This is a genomic window from Aristaeella hokkaidonensis, assembly GCF_018128945.1.
GTDB classification, from domain to species: Bacteria; Bacillota; Clostridia; order Christensenellales; family Aristaeellaceae; genus Aristaeella; species Aristaeella hokkaidonensis.
Genome location: NZ_CP068393.1, coordinates 2130351 through 2149036 on the forward strand (window position 1 = coordinate 2130351; position 18686 = coordinate 2149036).

General features: G+C 52.5%; 15 protein-coding genes. 8 read left to right on the forward strand and 7 right to left on the reverse strand.

All coding sequences use genetic code 11. The annotated features are described in order from the left end of the window. Positions 1 to 17: 17 nt before the first annotated feature. Both JYE49_RS09635 and JYE49_RS09640 read right to left on the reverse strand, forming a co-directional pair. Positions 18 to 1034, reverse strand: a complete 1017-nt coding sequence (locus JYE49_RS09635) for a hypothetical protein (protein WP_304582736.1) — start codon at positions 1032 to 1034, stop codon at positions 18 to 20. Further along, a complete protein-coding gene (locus JYE49_RS09640) occupies positions 991 to 2451 on the reverse strand; it encodes a diadenylate cyclase (protein ID WP_093958090.1) in 1461 nt (486 codons plus the stop codon). The genes JYE49_RS09635 and JYE49_RS09640 overlap by 44 nt, the downstream gene beginning before the upstream one ends. Before the next feature lie 255 nt (positions 2452 to 2706). Between JYE49_RS09640 and JYE49_RS09645 the strand changes: the two genes are divergently transcribed. The 4 genes from JYE49_RS09645 (at position 2707) to JYE49_RS09660 (ending at position 6416) form a co-directional block, all read left to right on the forward strand. After that, entirely contained in the window at positions 2707 to 4779 is a 2073-nt protein-coding gene (locus JYE49_RS09645; RefSeq protein WP_093958089.1) for a PepSY domain-containing protein, read from the forward strand. 138 nt (positions 4780 to 4917) lie between these two features. After that, positions 4918 to 5382 carry a hypothetical protein gene (locus tag JYE49_RS09650; RefSeq protein WP_093958088.1) on the forward strand — a complete coding sequence of 155 codons (465 nt, stop codon included), beginning with the start codon at positions 4918 to 4920 and terminating at the stop codon, positions 5380 to 5382. Positions 5383 to 5451: 69 nt separating this feature from the next. Beyond that, positions 5452 to 5925 carry a hypothetical protein gene (locus JYE49_RS09655; protein WP_093958087.1) on the forward strand — a complete coding sequence of 158 codons (474 nt, stop codon included), beginning with the start codon at positions 5452 to 5454 and terminating at the stop codon, positions 5923 to 5925. 14 nt (positions 5926 to 5939) lie between these two features. Continuing rightward, on the forward strand, positions 5940 to 6416 hold the full coding sequence (locus JYE49_RS09660; RefSeq protein WP_093958086.1) for a hypothetical protein: 477 nt from the start codon (positions 5940 to 5942) through the stop codon (positions 6414 to 6416). Between the two features lie 95 nt (positions 6417 to 6511). Here the strand turns inward: JYE49_RS09660 and JYE49_RS09665 are convergent, their stop codons facing one another. The 4 genes from JYE49_RS09665 to JYE49_RS09680 form a co-directional block, all read right to left on the reverse strand. Next, the gene (locus JYE49_RS09665; protein WP_093958085.1) at positions 6512 to 6766 is read right to left on the reverse strand and encodes a hypothetical protein; all 255 of its coding nucleotides are present in this window, start codon (positions 6764 to 6766) and stop codon (positions 6512 to 6514) included. A 287-nt stretch (positions 6767 to 7053) separates the two neighbouring features. Continuing rightward, positions 7054 to 8979, reverse strand: coding sequence for an EAL domain-containing protein (locus JYE49_RS09670; protein ID WP_093958084.1), 1926 nt, complete (start codon positions 8977 to 8979; stop codon positions 7054 to 7056). A gap of 281 nt (positions 8980 to 9260) precedes the next feature. Next, the gene (locus tag JYE49_RS09675; RefSeq protein WP_093958083.1) at positions 9261 to 10631 is read right to left on the reverse strand and encodes a TrpB-like pyridoxal phosphate-dependent enzyme; all 1371 of its coding nucleotides are present in this window, start codon (positions 10629 to 10631) and stop codon (positions 9261 to 9263) included. Positions 10632 to 11134: 503 nt separating this feature from the next. Further along, on the reverse strand, positions 11135 to 12127 hold the full coding sequence (locus tag JYE49_RS09680) for a Fic family protein (protein WP_093958082.1): 993 nt from the start codon (positions 12125 to 12127) through the stop codon (positions 11135 to 11137). 285 nt (positions 12128 to 12412) lie between these two features. Here JYE49_RS09680 and JYE49_RS09685 point away from each other — a divergent pair, with 285 nt between their 5' ends. Next, entirely contained in the window at positions 12413 to 14410 is a 1998-nt protein-coding gene (locus JYE49_RS09685; protein ID WP_093958081.1) for a hypothetical protein, read from the forward strand. Between the two features lie 417 nt (positions 14411 to 14827). On the opposite strand, the gene JYE49_RS09690 is transcribed toward JYE49_RS09685, so the two are convergent. Beyond that, the gene (locus tag JYE49_RS09690; protein WP_179217406.1) at positions 14828 to 16207 is read right to left on the reverse strand and encodes a GGDEF domain-containing protein; all 1380 of its coding nucleotides are present in this window, start codon (positions 16205 to 16207) and stop codon (positions 14828 to 14830) included. 169 nt (positions 16208 to 16376) lie between these two features. Between JYE49_RS09690 and JYE49_RS09695 the strand changes: the two genes are divergently transcribed. The 3 genes from JYE49_RS09695 to JYE49_RS09705 all read left to right on the forward strand — a co-directional run bounded on the left by JYE49_RS09695 (position 16377) and on the right by JYE49_RS09705 (position 18578). Beyond that, complete coding sequence (locus tag JYE49_RS09695; protein WP_093958079.1) at positions 16377 to 17084, forward strand: SIMPL domain-containing protein; 708 nt, start codon at positions 16377 to 16379, stop codon at positions 17082 to 17084. Positions 17085 to 17252: 168 nt separating this feature from the next. Then, a complete protein-coding gene (locus tag JYE49_RS09700; protein ID WP_093958078.1) occupies positions 17253 to 17495 on the forward strand; it encodes a type II toxin-antitoxin system Phd/YefM family antitoxin in 243 nt (80 codons plus the stop codon). A 33-nt stretch (positions 17496 to 17528) separates the two neighbouring features. Then, positions 17529 to 18578 (forward strand): radical SAM protein, encoded by a 1050-nt coding sequence (locus JYE49_RS09705; protein ID WP_093958077.1) that lies wholly within the window; start codon positions 17529 to 17531, stop codon positions 18576 to 18578. Positions 18579 to 18686: the final 108 nt, after the last annotated feature.

Genomic DNA, 18686 nt, shown 5'->3' on the forward strand with positions numbered 1-18686 from the left:
CTCACAATCTATATGCCTTATCTATTATCAAGATACTTTATACGTATTCCATATTCATCAGTAAAAAAATACACCCCAAACATTTTGTAGTATTTAAACACACATTCTTGAATGGATAATGGAATGATCACTTTGCAGGATGCACGCGCTGATTTATATAAATCATCAAATTCTCTGTTTATACATTCAATAACAACTTGTATATTTGTGTCTTTCAACTCATTATTGACATTCTTATTCGATACAACATCCCCCAACAAATAGCATAAATACTTAAGGGATAGTTGTAGATACTCTTGAAAGCACTTAATGAATTCAACTGCTTTCAGTTCATTTCTTCTAAGCTTTTGCACTAGTTTTTCAACTTTTATTTCTATATCCACTATTATCTTCTTCAATGATTTATCATAAAAAGGAATACTAACTTCTGAAGCTCTCCTACATGCATAGTATTCCTCAAACATGATTTTAGCCAATCCTTCATGATATAAATCAAAAGAATTCTTTTTAGGAAACTCTATCTCCGTTATAATCTGGCTATTATACTCAACATGTGATAATTCATGAATCAACAAATTTATAAGATGATCACGGTGTACAAACGCTTCCCTTTTCTGTTCTTCATTGTCTTGATATAGTCGATTCAAAGAATCATTGTCCATCAAACCCAACATTTCATAAGCATCTAAAAAAACTGTTTGTTTATTAGTCTTTATATCACAAATTGTTTTACCAAAAACAATTCCAAATTCATTCTCCGTAACTTCTTCAATTAATTCATGTTCATACTGATATACTTTTATACTTTCAGTCAAACGATCTGTAATGATTATCTCATTAAGACTATCAATTGCAAGAACTTTAGCATACTCTTCTATAACAGCATTAACCGCTGTTTCATAGAATCGTTTCACACTATCCTCTTCGATTTTAAGTCGAGAAACAATATCCATAATACTCGTTTTTATTGTCATACAAATAAGTTCCCTATCATTTTTCTTTTGGGTCAAATGGATATACATCCACTGTGTCATCAGAAGAAACGATTATAGCAACTGCTCTTATCTTATTATTGCTTTGTTTAGATGCCCAATAATCAATATAAGTAATAGCAGAATTGTATCGAGCTCCCCTTGCTATCGTTCCTTGATTAACTGTCGCTCCATCAAGAATAGCTCCTATTGCATGGCAAATCCCGTCCGTATCAATAATCATCGCTCCATCTATCGCAGATAAAGAAAGAATTGTTTTTTCATCTACAGCAATCGGATCTATGCCGACTGCTCGATTTGCGTTTATTAATCTTTCGCACTCACTAGCTGCATGATCAGAAACAATAATGGTGGTTCCATGAGATTGTTTCTTTGCCTGCTCGACAATTTCGAAGACCTTTTTTTCGTTATACTTCTTTATGCCCGCCAATTCAAACCCTTTTTTGATCCTTCGACCAAGAGACTGATTTGTTATATTTATCATAACTGAATCAAATGACATAATGGAACCATTTTTATCAGAAAATAAATCCCACTTCCCATAACCCCTGAATATGACCCCTGTTCCGGAATACTTCCCCTTACTGTCAGGAACCGAATATACACCAACCACTTCCCCTTTTTCTGCTATGAGGATTGTATTCCGTCTATCACTCAATTCAAGTAGCTTACGAATGACTCTAACGTTTGCCTTGTTAATTTCAATCGGATTGGTAAAACGGATCATGGCATCGCTTTGCATTACTGTTTGTGTCGCGATACCCAGCCTGCCTTTATTTTGACTTTTTTCGTATGGCGCAGAAGAAAGCAAACATAAAGCTTCATACAATTCATCTTTTCGGGGATCTTTTTCCACGCCATAAAACCTGCTTGAAAGAAGACTTATGGCCGCATTTTTCATTACTGTTGCCGAACTGATTTTTTTTGCTTCTACATCTTCGATCGTGTTTAATTCTTTTTTCTTTATCCTAGACCGAGTAGTACGCATCAATGATTTAAATACATATTGGAAAACCTCTTTATTCGATATTCCTCCGTTATAGCCGATAGCAACTGCATACGCTTTGTCGCCATTCTCAAATTGACCTATATATTCAACATTGCTTAGCATAGTACGTGGATCATATTCTGATTCTTTCTCTTCCCACATTCTGAAAACCCTATTGATATCTTCTTTTCTTGCATCTTTCAAAAGAGGATAATTATCAGGATTTTGTCCTCCCGGTGAATAAATAAAATGAGGAGTTCCATCAGGAAAAACAAGATATTGGTTTACTTCACTGCCATTATTATATGAATAAACAACCAATCCGTCAGAACTGACAAAAGCAACATCCACTTTTATATATACATGTTCAGCTCGAACATATTGCATAACAATCTCAATAGCATTCGTCAAATATAGAACAGTACGTTCCTGAAACGATGAGCTGTCAAAGTGTTCTTGAATAATATCCATTATCCCTCATCCTCCATGTATCATGTGCCAATAAATTGACTATATATCAATACTTTTCCAAGCATTATATGTAGAATTATAACATTTCTATCATTCATACCACAACAAAAACCAGCTAAAAACTCCCTTTCTTAATGATCACTCTCTTTTCTCTCTGCTCCCACTCCGCAAGAAATTCCCTCCCCGGATCGTTATATAACCGGAATGAATCCCATCTTTTGTCCTGTCCCGGGTGGGACGGAAGGAGGAAACTGAATGAGCAAACGGTTGATCGGCCTGGTGCTGGCCCTGGTATTGTTGGTTGGTTGTGTGCCTGTGTCTGCTGGTGGTTCCATGACGGTGCAGGAAATTGTGGACCAGGTGGTTATCCCGATGGCGCTGGAAAATGATCGAGGGGGCACTGGGTTCAGCCGGTACTTCAGCTATGAAGATCTGGCGGAAATTGTGCGGGTGTTTGAGGAAAACGGGTTTGTTCTTCCGGAGAATGATGTTGTCATGCAGTTTGTGACAAGCGGCTACGGAGTCCCTGAAGGCCTTGTGGCTGAAAGGTACTGCCAGCAGTTCTTCGGGCCGTTCGGCACCTGGACGGATGAACAGCAGGGCTGGTATGACGACCTGGAAGTCAGGCTGGGGCATGCTGAAACCTTCGGCTCCCATGTGCCGGGGAAAGACAATATGACCCGGGAGGAAGCGGTTGCCTGGGCGCTGAAGAAGATCCGGGAGGAGTACGGGGAGGATCTGCCCCTGGAGGATCCGGACATCTGGCAGATAACAGCGATGTTCATCAAAGACGCCCCATTTGGTTCTGATTCCCACCATGAGGATGAATGGTCTGTCTTCCTGACCCCGAAGAACCTGGAGCATGCGCGTTATGGTGCCACATTCGTCGACAGGGATCCCGAGAACAGTACCCAACTGTATTCCGCCTTCCTCGACCCGGAGGAACCCTTCACCCTTAATCAGCTGCGGAATATTTTCGACATCGTTTACGGGGTGAAAAAGAACTGGCCCCAGTCTGCCTGGCAGGCATACCATGAATGGCTGCAGAAGGTGGAGCTGAATCCGTCAGACTACGACTATACCGATTATCTGGCATTCCGGATGACCGGTTATCCCGAATCCAAAGCAGATGAGATCTCCCGGGAGGAGGCCATCCGGATCGCAAAGAAAGCCATGGCAAACGAGAGGGCGTCCTATAACAGCGCCGTGCTGACAGAATACGAAGGCGAGCGCACCTGGCTGGTTTCCTTTCTGATCGAGTTTCCTTTTTTCTCTTCTGTTGATGAAGATGAGGAAAGCGGAGACTATGTGGTCAGCATTGACAGCGTAACCGGTGAAGTCCGCAGCCTGCGGATGGAGCGCTCTTACAACCCTTCCTTCTGCTATGCCCCGGAAAAGGTATACACGGAAATCCAGGAGATGCTGCCGAAGGAGGAGGACCTGCTCCCGCTGGCTGTGGAAGCCGTGCGAAAAAAGTATCCCGAGGCGGGAGACCCGCTGGATGAAGAGAACTACAGCTGGTTTTCCGGCCTGAGCGGCTATGGGTTTATCAAATTCACCGCCCGGAACCTGCAGCACAGCAATATCGAAGTACGGTTTAAACAGAACGGAAAGGTGGATAAAGTGACCATGGATCCACCCGTGGACGGAGACAACCTGTTCAGCCGGTTCTATGATCTTTACGGGCCCATGGGCAAATGGGATCAGACCGTATGGGTGCAGCTGGAAAAGGACATGAAGGAGCTGGAGCCTAAAGAAATCCTGGGCAAGGTGATAAAGGCCACCCACTATCCGGAGGAATCCTCCGTGAGCATCAAGCAGGAGAAGGCGCGGGAACTGGGACGTGAAACCACCGGTAAAAATATGACAGAAGTGAACAGCTGCGTACTGGTGGACGCGCAGCCCCATCCCGTGTGGATCATTGAGCTCCTGACGGAACATACCCTGTCCATCGTCGGGATTGACGCGGAAACCGGCGAAACCGTGCTTTCCATGCCGTGCAGGGCTGACTTCTCACCGCGGTACATATCCTTCTCCCTGCCGGAAATCTGGCGGAAGATCGAAATGGAGGAAAAGGGCCCGCGTTATATGGCCCCGGCGGCGATCATCGACAGGGTATTCCCGGCGGATGAGGAATGGCGGGGGTACGATCTCGGCGACGTGGATGTCACCTGGATGGATTATTGTTATATGAATGAGGGCACCGCGTGGAGGATGGAAGTGGACGGGCTGACCGTACGCTGCATCAGCCACAGAGAAGGTGTAAAGAGCTACGAGGTGGAGTTTGATCAGGAGGGAAACGTGATCCGGTTTGAGGAGAAAGACTGACAGAGCCTGACACCGTTATGGTTTTGCTGTCAACTTTCCTTCGCAAGAAAACACCTCCGCGGATCGTTATATAACTGAAGGCGCTGACGATTATCGCCGGCGCCTTCGTTTATACATACCCGGTAAGGAGGTTTTGAAATGAAAAGAACATTTGCGTTTATCCTTTCCCTGATGATGGCGCTCTCCGTCCTGGCGGTTGGCCTGGCGGATGAGGCTGCTGCCGGGGATGAAGCGGAATTTGTTGTTCCGAAGGTTGTCCCGGCGAAGGGAATGGAGGATTTTACCGGTGAATGGTTCATCTGCCGTGTAGTATGTGAGGACGGTAAAGTCATCGGCCGGGAAGAGATGATTGCGGAGGATAATCTGCCGGACAGCGGGGTGGATATCACCATCACCGAAGACAGGATCCTTTTGTTTGATATGGACGAGGACGACGGCGATCCCATCATAAAGCCGGAATATGTTCCGGAAGACGGAACACTGAAGCTTGTGAATGGAAGGGATGAGCCGCCTGTGCTCCGGATGAATGATAACGGAATGCTGTCCTGCTTTGTACAGCTGAGCGAGAAAGTACAGTATACTGTTTACTTTGCACGAAAGTGAGGATGGCAGCCCGGTTTGGGCTGGATCCTGAATGGAAGCAATACCCGGAGAAGGAGGTTTTTTGATGGTATGAAGAAAGTTACTGCATGGATGCTTTGCCTGTTCCTGGTTCTCTCGGTCCTGGCGGTAAGCCTGGCAGGTGAAGCAGAGGTCGCGGGTGAAGAGGAATTTATCGTCCCGAATATTATCCCGGCAAAAGAAATTGAGGACTTTGTCGGCGAATGGAATTTCTGTTGGATGGTATACGAGGATGGCGCAGTCAATAAGCTGCCGGAGGCGCAGCCGGATGATCCGGCAAATATGATCATCTCTGAAGACAAAGTCCTGTTATATGCAGCCGGAGACAGCATCGGTTCCGTGAAGCCCGAATTCATCCCGGAAGACGGATCCCTGAGGATGATCCGCGAAGATGGTACAACGACCACCAGCCTGCACCTGACAGACAACGGTATGATCGCGTTCACGATTCCCGCGTCATTCAGTGTTCCCGACGGATATACCATATACATGATACAGAAAGAACAGCAGAATGAATCTGTTTAAGGAGGTTTTTTGAAATGAAGAGAGCGATTGCGTTTATCCTTTCCCTGATGATGGTGCTTTCCGTCCTGGCCACGGGCCTGGCGGGTGAGGTCAGCGCTGCGGAGGACCTGGCGTTTACCCTTCCGGAGATTATCCCGGCGAAGGGAATCGAGGACTTTATCGGCGAATGGGTGTTTTATCTGGTTGCAGCGAAGGATGGCAGAACAATGACCCGGGAGGAAATGCTGGCAACCGAACAAGTGGATGATAAGGCGAATGTGACCATCTCCGAAGACACATTGATTATATATGCCCCTTCCACAGGGGAACTTGCGCCCGTGAAGGTTGAATTCAATGCGGAAAACGGATCGTTGAAAGCGATCAACGAAGAGGCTGACAGCACTACTGTCATTTACCTGACTGATAACGGTATGCTGGTGTTCTTTGAGCCGGATGATGTGACCCGGGAAGGCGCAGTATACCTGACACGGATAGAGGAAGAAAACGGTTGACAGAGGGACGTATTTGTTGACAACTTTTCCCTTCAAATGAAAACGGGGCCTGCCGGGTGGCAGGCTCCTTAGTTTTTTGTTGATGGTGGTCCGGTTTACGCGTCCAGCAGGGCTACGTATTCCTCAATGGTGATGGCGTCAATGTAGTCCCGGAGGGATTTGCCGTCGATCTTATACCGGCTTACCAGGTCATAGGTGTCGGAGTAGTGTTTTTCTGTATCCTGGTGTTTATTTTCCGAAATGGTGAGCCAGTCCTCCTCATCCCGGACAATCTGAAACTTTCTTCCGCTGATGGCGATGACCATTTTCCAGGCATCTTCAATTTTCCTGATGAATTCTCCCTTGCTCACGGTTCATCTTCCTTTCCTTTGTACCTGAGGGTACAGATGAACCATAATCCTTTATGGTGAAAAGAACGTGAACACGCAGTGAAAGGTTCGTCATCGCTTTTAGCGATAACAATGAACAATGAACAATGGTGGAAAAGACCACTTCCGGCTGCGGAAGTGGTTTTGTTGAATGAATGCGGTCTTCGACCTTGGTCAGGATGACAACGTGAAGGTTGCTGGGCGGAATGTGACAAAGGGACAGACCAACTGTCACATTCCACGAACGTGACAGTTGGTCTGTCCCTTTGTCACATATTGTGTTCCCGGATAAAGCGGATAAAGTTCTCCTCCGCCAGGGGGCGGGAGAAGAGGAATCCCTGGAGGTAGTCGCTGTCGTTTTTACGGAGCATCTCTTCCATTTCCCTGGTTTCAACGCCTTCCACAACGGCTTTCTTGCCGATGCCGTGGACGGCGTTAAGGGAGGTTTTGAGCAGGGTCATGGCGGAAGGCTCTGTCATGGCCTTCCAGAGGATATCCCGGTCAAACTTGACCAGGTCCACGGGGTAGGTCAGGAGCGTGCCGATGGTGGCAAAGCCGGAGCCGTAATCATCCAGGCTGAAGGCGACGCCTTCCGCCCGCATGCGCTCCATGAAGGAGACCATCTGTTCCTTTTCCTTCTGGGTGGTCTCGGCGGTTTCCGTGATCTCCAGGTTGATAGCGTCCGTGGAAAGGCCGTACATGCGCATCAGTTCCAGCAGGTCGTCCGCCAGGGCCGGATTGCGCAGCTGGCGGGGAGACAGGTTCACCTGGATGCAGTTCAGGCCCAGGCTCCGGGTATCCCGGTCCCGGATCATGCGGCAGACTTCCTCAAACACATACAGGCCCACGGCGTCGATTCGTCCGTTTTTCTCCGCAACGCGGATCAGCTCCTCCGGGTTGATGAAAGATCCGTTGCCGTCCCGCAGGCGGATCAGGGCTTCCGCGCTGCGGTAGGTGCCGCTTTCCACATCCAGGATCGGCTGGAAAAAGACCTTGAAGGCGCGGGTTTCCAGAGCCTTGTCAATCAGGTGAAGCATCCGCTGCTCGCCGCGCATGGATTCCAGGGCCATGTCCACGGCCTCGTCCGACAGGGCGGCGGTGCTGACGTTCTCCGTTTCAGTCAGGTAGTCCAGGAGGGCGTAACCGTCGGGGAAATGTTCGGTGACGGTAATGGTGCGGATCATCGGGGAAATGCGGATGGTTTCCGTCTTTTCCTGCTGGGTGACGGCAAAAGGCGCAGCAAAGCATTCCTGCACCTTGTCCCGGGCGAACTGCTCCCACTCCGGGGAGGCGTCCGCCTCGATGACCGCGAAGCACTCGTTGGAAAGGACGTAGACCTTGCCGGGGAAAGCGCTGTCCATCCGCTCCGCCAGGAGAATGGTCAATTGGTCAATGATGGACGGGCGGGAGGCCACGGCGGAAGTGCGGATATAATCCATGTGCAGGGCCATGATCTGATACGGCGTCCGTCTTTTCTGCAGGCGGCGGATCGTGGTGGTGAACGCGTAGCGGTTATAGCACATGGTGGTCTGGAAGAGGTAATAGGCATGGTTTTCAAAGGCCACGAAGAGGAAGAACAGGCTCAGGGTGGTCATGAAATTGCCGATGACATAGTGCGGGAAGATGATCTGGAACACCTGCGCCACGAAATTGGCGACGGCATACCAGAAAACAGCGATCTTCTGGTAATGGTTGAACTTCTTCCGGCAGAAAGCGTAGAGAAGCAGGCCGCCCAGGATCTCCGCGTAGGAGATGGTATAAAGCAGCCAGTGAAGGCTGCCCCGGCAGTAGACCAGGTTTTCGTCAAAGTAGGCGATCCACTTTGAAGCGGGAGAAGTGAAGATCAGGAAAGTTTCCAGGAGATGGACGGAAAAGAAGAAGATCCGGACAGGGTATTTGAGCTGCGGGATCTTGGTCAGGTTGTCGGCATACAGCAGGAAAACGCCGGCCAGCAGGTTGTAAAACCAGAGATAGGACAGGTTCACCAGGTCCCGGGTAAAGGGCGTAAACTGCTCCGGATAGGTAATGGTATGAACCGAAACAATATTGATCGCGGAGGCCAGCAGGTTGATCACGACCATGCAGAAAAAGAGCCGGTTGTGCGGCGTGTCGTAATTCCGTTTCAGGAAATACAGCGCGAAAAGCACCACAGTGCCCATCACTGCGGCAACACAAAATTCGCTGATATACTGCATGAAACCCTGTTTCCTCCTGACAGATGAAAAGAATAATCGATATGAGTATTATCAATTCGATGGAAGGCGTTGTCAAGTGACAAGGTCCCTATATGTTGTCAGGGGGACGTATCTGTTGACAACTTTTCACCGTGACAGGGGGACGGTTCTGTTGTCACACTTTTGAACATATTATTTGAGATAGAAAGAGGAAATGGTACAACAGAAGCCGTCCCCTGGTCACTCGCCCGCGGTCAGCAAAAAGGAGCATGCGTTTGCATGCTCCTTATCTTTGTTGGTTATCAGATCTTCGGCAGGCGGGCACGGAAGGCGGCCAGCTCGTCGTCGGTGGGAATGTAGTCGTCCATCTTGCCGTCATGGAACTTCTCGTAGGCCACCAGGTCGAAGTAGCCGGTGCCAGTGAGGCCGAAGAGGATGGTCTTCTCTTCGCCGGTTTCCTTGCACTTGAGGGCTTCGTCGATGGCCGCGCAGATGGCGTGGCTGCTTTCCGGGGCGGGCAGGATGCCTTCGGTGCGGGCGAAGGTTTCGGCCGCTTCAAAGACCTTGGTCTGGGGCACGGAAACCGCGCGCATCAGCTTGTCATCATACAGCTGGGACAGGATGGGGCTCATGCCGTGATACCGCAGGCCGCCGGCGTGGTTCGGAGCCGGGATGAAGTCGGAACCCAGGGTGTACATCTTCGCCAGCGGGCACACCATGCCGGTGTCGCAGAAGTCGTAGGCGTAGACGCCGCGGGTGAAGCTGGGGCAGGAGGCGGGCTCCACGGCGATGAAGTCGTAATCCGCTTCACCCCGGAGCTTCTCGCCCATGAAGGGAGCGATCAGGCCTCCCAGGTTGCTGCCGCCGCCGGCGCAGCCGATGATGGTATCCGGCTTGATGCCGTATTTATCCATGGCGATCTTGGTTTCCATACCGATGACGGACTGGTGCAGGAGCACCTGGTTCAGCACGCTGCCCAGCACGTAGCGGTAGCCGGGATTGCTCACGGCCACTTCAACGGCCTCGGAAATGGCGCAGCCCAGGGAACCGGTGGTGCCGGGATGCTCCGCCAGGATCTTCTGGCCCACCTGGGTGGTCATGGAGGGAGAAGGCGTCACGGAAGCGCCGTAGACCCGCATCACTTCGCGGCGGAAGGGTTTCTGCTCATAGGAAACCTTGACCATGTACACCTTGCAGTCCAGTTCGAAATACGCGCAGGCCATGGACAGGGCCGTGCCCCACTGGCCGGCGCCGGTCTCGGTGGTGACGCCCTTCAGGCCCTGCTTCTTGGCGTAGTAGGCCTGGGCGATGGCGGAATTCAGCTTATGGCTGCCGCTGGTGTTGTTGCCTTCGAATTTGTAGTAGATCTTCGCGGGGGTGCCCAGCTTCTTCTCCAGGCAGTAGGCCCGGACCAGGGGAGAGGGACGGTACATCTTGTAGAAGTCCAGGATCTCCTGGGGCACGGGATATTCACGGGTATCGTTGTCCAGTTCCTGCTGCACCAGCTCGTCGCAGAAAACGCCGGAAAGCTCAGCCGCGGTCATGGGCTGATGGGTGCCGGGATTCAGCAGGGGCGCGGGCTTGTTCTTCATATCGGCCCGCAGGTTGTACCAGTAAGTGGGCATCTCGGATTCGGTCAGGTAGATTTTGTAGGGAATTTCATTGTGTGCCATGGTTGCAGTCTCCTTTCTGTCTGTCGGAATGTTAATGAGGCTTTGGGACTGCGGTCCGTTATTGCGATTGCAATCAAAAAGACCTGTCCCAGTTTTTTGCTGGGACAGGTCCTGATAAATCATTCCCTGCGGTGCCACCCGGCTTGGCGCGTTTCCGCGCCCTCCTCACTGCGTACATTCATACGCGGACCTTTGATTACGGAGGGTCAGCTCCGTCTCACATACTCGGGGAAATCCCTTTCTGTTCGCCCTCGGAAGTCCATTCCTTTCCGGCTCTCCTGCCGCGCTTCCACCCCCGGCGGCTCTCTGTAAGGAAAGATTATGGAAAGTACTCACTCTTCTTCAACGGTTTATCAAAGCATAGCACAAGGAGAAAGCAATGTGCAAGAGGATGGGTTGTACTTCTGGTGTATTCCGGACAGGGGACGGTTCCTTGTCCGGATTTCCCCGGTGTCTGCTTAACTTGCATGTTATCTTGTATGGTATCTTGAATTGTTTCTCGTTTATTTCCTGATATAGCGCTGGTTCCGGCTGGTGGGTTTGTCCGGAACGCTCATGGTAATCAGTGATCTTTCCAGGGCAGGAAGCAGGTACATTTTCCGGAAGTTGTCCCGGGATTTCAATTGCAGCTTCTGCATGAGCTGGGCGCCTGTATAAGGCACATCATACTCCATGATATCCAGGAGGCGTTTCACGGCTTCAGGCAGATAGGCGTCTTCCCCGGAAACCTGCTCCAGGGTCCAGTCCAGGGTTCGGTTGATCTTATCCAGCATGAATTCAATAAACGCATCCGAACTGCCGGAGGAATGACAGACAGCGATCGCGTCATAGTATTCCTGCTGGAATTTATGGATATGGTTCTCAATCGGCAGATACTGGAAAACGGGATGCCACTGCATCAGCAGCGCTGTCTGCCACAGGCGGGCCATCCGTCCGTTCCCGTCCTCAAAAGGATGGATAAAAACAAACTCATAATGAAAAACAGAAGAGAGGATCAGGGGATGCAGCGTCTTCCTCGCTTCCTTCATCCAGGCGAACAGTGATTCCATATGGTCAGGCACCAGTTCCGGAGGCGGCGCCATAAAGATGCACTTGTTTCCCCTGAAGACACCCTCATTATGATCCCGAAATACGCCGGACTGCTGCACAGTCAGATATGTCATGATCCCATGAAGCCTTTTCAATTCCTTCAGCGAGAAAGGATCAAAATGGCCCAGCTGTTCATAGGCCTGGTATGCGTTCTTGACTTCCTGGATATCTTTGGCTGGGCCGATTACCGTCTTGCCATTAATGACGCTCCTGACCTCATCCAGCGAGAGGGAATTTGCCTCAATGGCCACAGAGGACCAGACAGAACGAATGCGGTTGTTCCTGCGCAGATGGGGCTTCGTTTCAAAAGAACGATAACCGCTGATCCTGCCAATCTTTTCAGCAATCTCCGCAACCTGCCCCAGCATCTGAACAGTGACCGTAAAAGGCGGTGCATAGCGTTCCATATTATCCCCTCGCTTTCACAACCATTATATGTGAATTGAAAGAACAGATCAATAACTTACATGTTATCTTGTATGGTTTCTTGTATGGCCGACGTGAAAAGTGGACACCGGGGACAGTCCCCAGTGTCCACTTTACTTTTAACTCCTATCTCCTCCCTGATTTTAACCAGATTTCCCATCTTGCTTTTTGTCCAAAAGCACAATATAATTGTGTTTGCAAAAGATAATTGTGTTGTCAGCACATATTTATTGTGCTTTTCTATCCGATGAAAGGAGTCTTGGATCATGAATCAGGCGCTGAAGGAATATGCCGGCTGGGCAGAGGAAGAAGCCGCCGCTCCCGCGGAAGATCCGGTTGCGGAGCTGATGCGCGCGCGGAAGGACGAGGCGCAGTGCGCCCTGCGGACCTGGCTGGTGCCCGTGGCGGATGATATTGACCGCTGCATCCGGGAGAAGTATCTTTCCCGGATCCTGCAGGAGATGAACCTGCGGCTGGTCAACGGGGACCTGAGCCAGCTGCTGGGCATTCCCGTCGTGTCAGAGCGGATTGAGCCCCGGGAGATGGAAATGGGTTCCGTCACCTGCTGGCGCCTGAACCGGACGGACTTCCTGGCGGACGTTGACCTGAGCGTCACCCTCACGGTGGAAAAGGAAAACCGGGATCTTCCCGTCTGCTTCCGTTTCTGCCTCTCCCTCTGGTTTACCACCGAGGATGGGTTCGCCTTTGAGGTGCAGGAGCTGCACCTGGCGGAGAACAAGCCGGACCGCAGCTTCTGGAAGCTGGACCGGTTCCTGGTCCCCGTGCTGCGGGAGGATGAGATCGAAGCCGGGGCCGACCGGCTGTGGGAAAACTGCCTGCCGGACAAGAGGGAGCCCCAGGAGCGGGAGGCCCGGACCCTGGCGGAGAAGCTGGGGCTGAACATACTGGAAATGCGTCTGCACTGCCAGAACCGGGTGCGCAGCATCCTCTTCTTCCGGGAGGGTTCCGTCCTGACCCAGGAGGAGAAAGCTCCCGGAGAGGAGGACTTCCCTTTCCCGGTTTCCCGCCCCGTCCCCGCCAATACGATCCTCATCAACACCGCCGCCCGGTCTGAATGCCGGGACCTGGATATCCTGCATGAGTGCATCCATTATGAATGGCACCTGCTCTTTTACCGGCTGCAGAAGCTGATGAGCACCAACCCGGCGGAGATCCGCTATCGTACCGTGCGCAACTCCATCGGCCGGCCTTCCTGCGATCCTCTCCGCTTTATGGAGCACCAGGCGAGGACCGGAAGCATCGCCCTGCTGCTGCCCCAGGGGCTGATCCGCCCCCGGGCCTGGCGCCTGTTCCAGCAGGCCAGCGCCTATCCCTCCGTCAACAATTACCAGAACCATCCCGGCTTCCGGTGGGACCGGGTCATCCGCAGCCTGGCAGAGGAATACCGGGTGCCCCGCACCACCCTGCGCCGCCGCCTGATCCAGCTGGGCCACCAGGCCGCCCGCGGCGCCGTCAACTATGTGGACGGGAAATACATCACGCCCTTCGCCTTCTCGGAGGATCACTCCGCGGACGGACAGGCCACGCTGGTCATCGGGCGGAAGGCGCTGGGAGACCTGTACCACCGCAGCGGGGAATTCCGCCAGCTCATGAGCCGGGGAGACTTCGTCTACGCGGACGGGCACGTCTGCGTCAATGATCCCCAGTTCATCCGGCCCACGGAGGAGGGCGCTTGCCTGACGCCCTGGGCCAACGCCCACGCCGACGCCTGCTGCCTGCGGTTTGAGAAGGTCTGGCTGCAGGAAAATGAGGAATCCGTCTGGCTCTTCGGCACATTGAACAGCAGCGAGGATTATATCCGGGAATATGACCGCTTCCTGGACAGGCGGCTGAGCCTCTCCGCCCGGGAGCGGCTTGCCCGGCGCAACCGGCTGATGGCCTCCATGCCCGCCGCCTTCCCGGAGGCGCTGGTGTACCTGATGGAAAACCGGGATGAGGGCCGGGTGACCGTGGAGAAGCTGGCGGAGCTGGCCCACGTTTCCGACCGGACCGTTCACCGGTACCGGAGCAGCCGGAACAGCGCCTACCATCCGGACGTGGTGGTGGCGCTGTGCATCGCCATGCACCTGCCGCCCTGGTTATCCCGCCTGATGCTTGACAAGGCCGGGTTCTCGGTGAAGAGCTACGGGCCCCGGGGATACTACGGGGAGATCCTGGACTGCTGCTTCATGGATACGATTGGAGAAGTGCAGGAGTATCTGAGAAGCGCAGGGTATCCGGAGCTGCGGCTGCAGGAAGAATAAAACCAATTCGGAATTCATAATTCATAATTGTTTTTCTTCACCGCAGCACAGCGGATAATGTGACAGAGTGAAGAGTGTAGAGTGTAAAGTTGCGGCCGCGGAGGATCTTTCGACTCCGGCTTCGCCACCCCGGGGCTGCCGCCCGTTCTCCACTGAAATAGAGCCACTGGCTCTATTTCCGGGCGTTCCGAACCCCAAGATGACAAACTAAACAAAATGATAAACTCAAAACGTATAGGATGTCATTCTGAGCAAGTGAGTGAAACGAACACGTCGAAGAATCTCACCTCCCGTTCACATTCAGGAACGCAAACGGTATGCCCAAACGCCTATTATCCGTTTGAGTCTATATAATTATGAATTGTGAATTGTGAATTATGAATTAAGCGGACACTGCATTCACAGTGTCCGCTTCTTTTATCTTTCGTTTTCCTTGATCTTCATGTCCTTTTCGTAGAAGCAGCAGCCCATGCGGCCGTTCTCCTTCACGTGGTAGAGGGCTGTGTCCGCGCGGCGGAACAGCTCCTGGGAATCTGCTTCCCCGTCGCCAATGGCAATACCCACGCTCATGCTGACCGAGGGCGAGCCGTCGGAGTCGTCCATCAGGGCGGCGTTGATCTGGTCCACCTTGCGCCGGATCAGTTCCTCCGGTTCATCCTTCAGGTTCACCATGAAGACCGTGAACTCGTCACCGCCGATGCGGCAGATATAGTCCACAGAGCGGAAGTTTTCCGTCAGCACCCGGCCGACCTTCTTCAGGGCTTCGTCGCCGGTCTCATGGCCGGAAGTGTCGTTGATCTCCTTAAAGAAGTTCACGTCCAGGATCATCAGGGCCGTGGAGGAAAGATCCAGGCTTTCCCGGATCAGGTCATAGCCCGCCCGGTTATACACACCCGTCAGTTCGTCATGGGAGGCCTTGAAGCTCAGGCTCTCAATATTCTTCTTATAGGTGTGGTACATCTTGTTGTAGGTGTCTGCCAGGTACCGGAATTCCTGGGCGCCGGTGACCGGCAGCTGTTCATCCTTGCGGATGTGGTTCACGGCCTTCAGCAAGGGCCGCACGCCCAGCCGGGTGGTCAGCCACAGGATCTTGAACACGCAGATGCTCTGGAGCAGGATCAGGGCGATCATCCACTTCAGGGAGGTGCCCGTCCTGGCTTCCATTTCCTCCCGGGTCTTCTGGGTGCTTCCGGTCAGGGTGTCCACGCACTCCTGCATATCCTCCCGGATCCGGCTCTTCTGCGCGTAATAATCCGCGTCATGGGTCAGCAGCTGTGCCTTGTTCGTTTTTTCCTCTCTGGACAGCGCCTTATCCTCTTCGGTCAGTTCCACCTTCTGCAGGGCAGCCGGGATATCCATATCCCCGGAGGCGTCCAGCATCAGGCGCATGGCATAGTGTTCCCGGTTCATCAGGTCCATGGATTCATTCATGGCCGATTGCAGCTGGGCCAGGGCCGGAGAATTGGGAGCGTTCTTGAACATGACCGCCAGGGCATGCTCCCGCCTGCGCTCTCCCTCCGCCTCCCGGAAATAGTTTTCCAGGTGCGTCCGGTCGCCGATAACGGTATATCGCTGGACCTCCTCCGTCAGGTAATCGGAGGCGTCCATCAGGTCATCCGCGGCGGCAGCCAGCTCGATATAGTCTCCCGTCGCGTCGGACAGGGCGTCAAAAGCCCGCACCGTGCTGATGGTGGTATACAGCAGGATCGCCATGATGATCGCGGACAAAAAGAGCATAAGCCAGGAAAAGCGTCTCAGTGAAACGCCCCGCTCCACTCCTTTTTTGATTAACGACACGATCATGACCCCCTGATATAGTTTTTTACAATTCGCCCAGACTACACTTGCATTTTACCTTGTCACCGTGGTAGTGTCAATGTAGAAAAAAGCCGGAAAAATTTACGGAACTTTTTGATGATAACGATCGTCATACTTAGTGAAACCACTTTGAAGGAGGATTTCTTTTATGCGTAAACTGACTGCAATCATCCTGGCCCTTGTGCTGGCCCTGTCCCTGTCCGCCGCCCTGGCGGATTCCACCATCTCCGTCTCCGGCACCGGCGAGGTGCTGGTCCCCGCCGACGTGGCGGTTGTGTCCCTGGGCGTGAACGCCCGGAATGCCGAGGCGCCCCGTGCCCAGGCGGAAGCCAACGAGATCATCGCCCGGATCCGGGAAGCCCTGACGGCTGCCGGTTTTGCCGAGGATGATATCAACACCGGGTATATCAACCTCTACGGTATATACGACTACAGCAGCTACGGTGGCAGCGAAAAAATCACCGGCTACAACGCCTCTTCCAGCCTGGCCGTCCGGGTCACGGACATGAGCCGCGTGGGCGAAGTGATTGACCTGGCCTTCGGCGCCGGTGCCAACATGCTGGACGGCGTTTCCTTCTCCGTGCAGGATGAAACCGCTGCCCGGGCGGATGCCCTGAGGATGGCTGTGGAAGACGCAAAGGCCAAGGCCGCCGTGCTGGCGGAAGCCGCCGGATTCACCAACCTGGAAATTGAAAACATCCAGGAAAACGGCGTGTACGCCTATGACAGCGGCGCCAACAACTTCGCCGTGAAGGCCGCCGGAATGGCGGAATACGCAACCGACGCCGCCACCATCATCCACGCGGCAAAGATCAGCGTGAACGCGAATATCATTATCACGTTTGAAGTGAAGTAAATTGGCAATTCATCAATCAAAAATGGACACTGGGGACTGTCCCCAGTGTCCATTTTCGAACGAAACGAAGTGAAGTTGAGAAATCCCTTACTACCGACGAAGTCGGAAAATATATTAGGTTGAAATATACCTATAATTATAGTATTATATGTGCGGGAGGTATCAGCAATGAATATCGATACAAATTCTATTGTGACTGCTACTGAAGCTAATCAGAACTTTTCCCGCGTAGCCAAACTGGCCGAGAAAAAAGGGAGAGTTGTCGTTTTCAAAAACAATCGTCCCAAACTGCTGATTATTGATCTGGATACCGAACCGCAAATTGAAATGACCGAAGATGAAAAACTGGAGTTTGTTGCCCGCAGGATTCTAAAGGAACACAAAGCCGCTTTTGAAGAACTGGCAAAATAAAAAGAGAACTATCGTTTTTCCTGAAGGTGTACTATGTCCATCAATTTTGATCTTTTGATTGCCGGGTGCAATACCCGCTGCAGGCACTGCTATGTGAACGGCGGCCCGGGGCCCATGATGCCCGCGGAGCTGGCGCTTTTATGCATTGAGAAGCTGGACACCCTGGCAGCCCTCCTGCCCTGTGAAACCAGCTTCACCATGGACAATGAACCCATGAACCATCCGGAGATTGAAACCATCATCCGGAGCGCTGCTTCGACCCAGCACATTCCCCACTACCACCACGGCATGACCAGCGGCATTGCCCTGCTGAACCGGAAAGACCGGGACGCCGTGCTGCAGGCCTATATGGAGTGCGGCTACCGTGACTTCGGCATCACCATCCACGGAAACGCCGCACACCACGATGAGATCGTCCGGCGGGAAGGCGCTTACCAGGCCTCGGTTGACGTTGCGGAATATATCAAGTCCCGCGGAGCAACAGTCGGCCTGTCCCTGATGTTCAACCGTTTCTTCCCGGAGGACGCGGATGGAACCGACAGCCTGATCACCAGGCTTCAGCCAAGCTGGATCTTTTTCGCCGTTCCCAATTTCACGCCCCATGTGCACATGGCGGAGTTTGAACCTTACCGCGGCACCCTGGAGATGCTCAATCAGCTTCGCCCGCAGCTGGAGCGCTGGCGCTGGCCGGAAGAAATGCGGCAGGAAGTCTGCACCCCCGGTATGCTCCGGGAGCGGATCGAAGGCGGGCTTGAGATCGCGGAGCTGTTCCGGCAGCCCCAGGACGAACTGTACCTGACTGTGCATCCGGACGGGAACCTGTATGTGGGAAACACCGGTGCGGAAACGGAATGCCTGGGCAATATGCGGACGCTGGATATCCGGGAGACGGCCCTGCGCATCAGCGAACTGCCGGGGAACCGGGACTATACCGCGTTCTATGACATTAACCGCCTGCCCGGCCGGGAAGAACTGCTCCGGGCGCTGGAGCTGCTGCCCCGGGACCTGGCGTACAGTGATACCGCCAGCGCCATTTACAGAATTCTGGCAGCGATGGACGTTCCGACAAAGATCATCCGTTAATTAATTGAAAGTGGACACTGGGGACTGTCCCGGGTGTCCAAAATAAAGTGGACACTGGGGACTGTCCCGGGTGTCCACCCGACATATATTCACAAGGAGGGAAAACAA

Excerpts from the sequence above, each read along its gene's own strand:
- JYE49_RS09635 (WP_304582736.1), bottom strand. The coding sequence starts at position 1,034 with ATGACACAGTGGATGTATATCCATTTGACCCAAAAGAAAAATGATAGG.
- JYE49_RS09640 (WP_093958090.1), bottom strand. The coding sequence starts at position 2,451 with ATGGATATTATTCAAGAACACTTTGACAGCTCATCGTTTCAGGAACGT.
- JYE49_RS09645 (WP_093958089.1), top strand. The coding sequence starts at position 2,707 with ATGAGCAAACGGTTGATCGGCCTGGTGCTGGCCCTGGTATTGTTGGTT.
- JYE49_RS09650 (WP_093958088.1), top strand. The coding sequence starts at position 4,918 with ATGAAAAGAACATTTGCGTTTATCCTTTCCCTGATGATGGCGCTCTCC.
- JYE49_RS09655 (WP_093958087.1), top strand. The coding sequence starts at position 5,452 with ATGAAGAAAGTTACTGCATGGATGCTTTGCCTGTTCCTGGTTCTCTCG.
- JYE49_RS09660 (WP_093958086.1), top strand. The coding sequence starts at position 5,940 with ATGAAGAGAGCGATTGCGTTTATCCTTTCCCTGATGATGGTGCTTTCC.
- JYE49_RS09670 (WP_093958084.1), bottom strand. The coding sequence starts at position 8,979 with ATGCAGTATATCAGCGAATTTTGTGTTGCCGCAGTGATGGGCACTGTG.
- JYE49_RS09675 (WP_093958083.1), bottom strand. The coding sequence starts at position 10,631 with ATGGCACACAATGAAATTCCCTACAAAATCTACCTGACCGAATCCGAG.
- JYE49_RS09680 (WP_093958082.1), bottom strand. The coding sequence starts at position 12,127 with ATGGAACGCTATGCACCGCCTTTTACGGTCACTGTTCAGATGCTGGGG.
- JYE49_RS09685 (WP_093958081.1), top strand. The coding sequence starts at position 12,413 with ATGAATCAGGCGCTGAAGGAATATGCCGGCTGGGCAGAGGAAGAAGCC.
- JYE49_RS09695 (WP_093958079.1), top strand. The coding sequence starts at position 16,377 with ATGCGTAAACTGACTGCAATCATCCTGGCCCTTGTGCTGGCCCTGTCC.
- JYE49_RS09700 (WP_093958078.1), top strand. The coding sequence starts at position 17,253 with ATGAATATCGATACAAATTCTATTGTGACTGCTACTGAAGCTAATCAG.
- JYE49_RS09705 (WP_093958077.1), top strand. The coding sequence starts at position 17,529 with ATGTCCATCAATTTTGATCTTTTGATTGCCGGGTGCAATACCCGCTGC.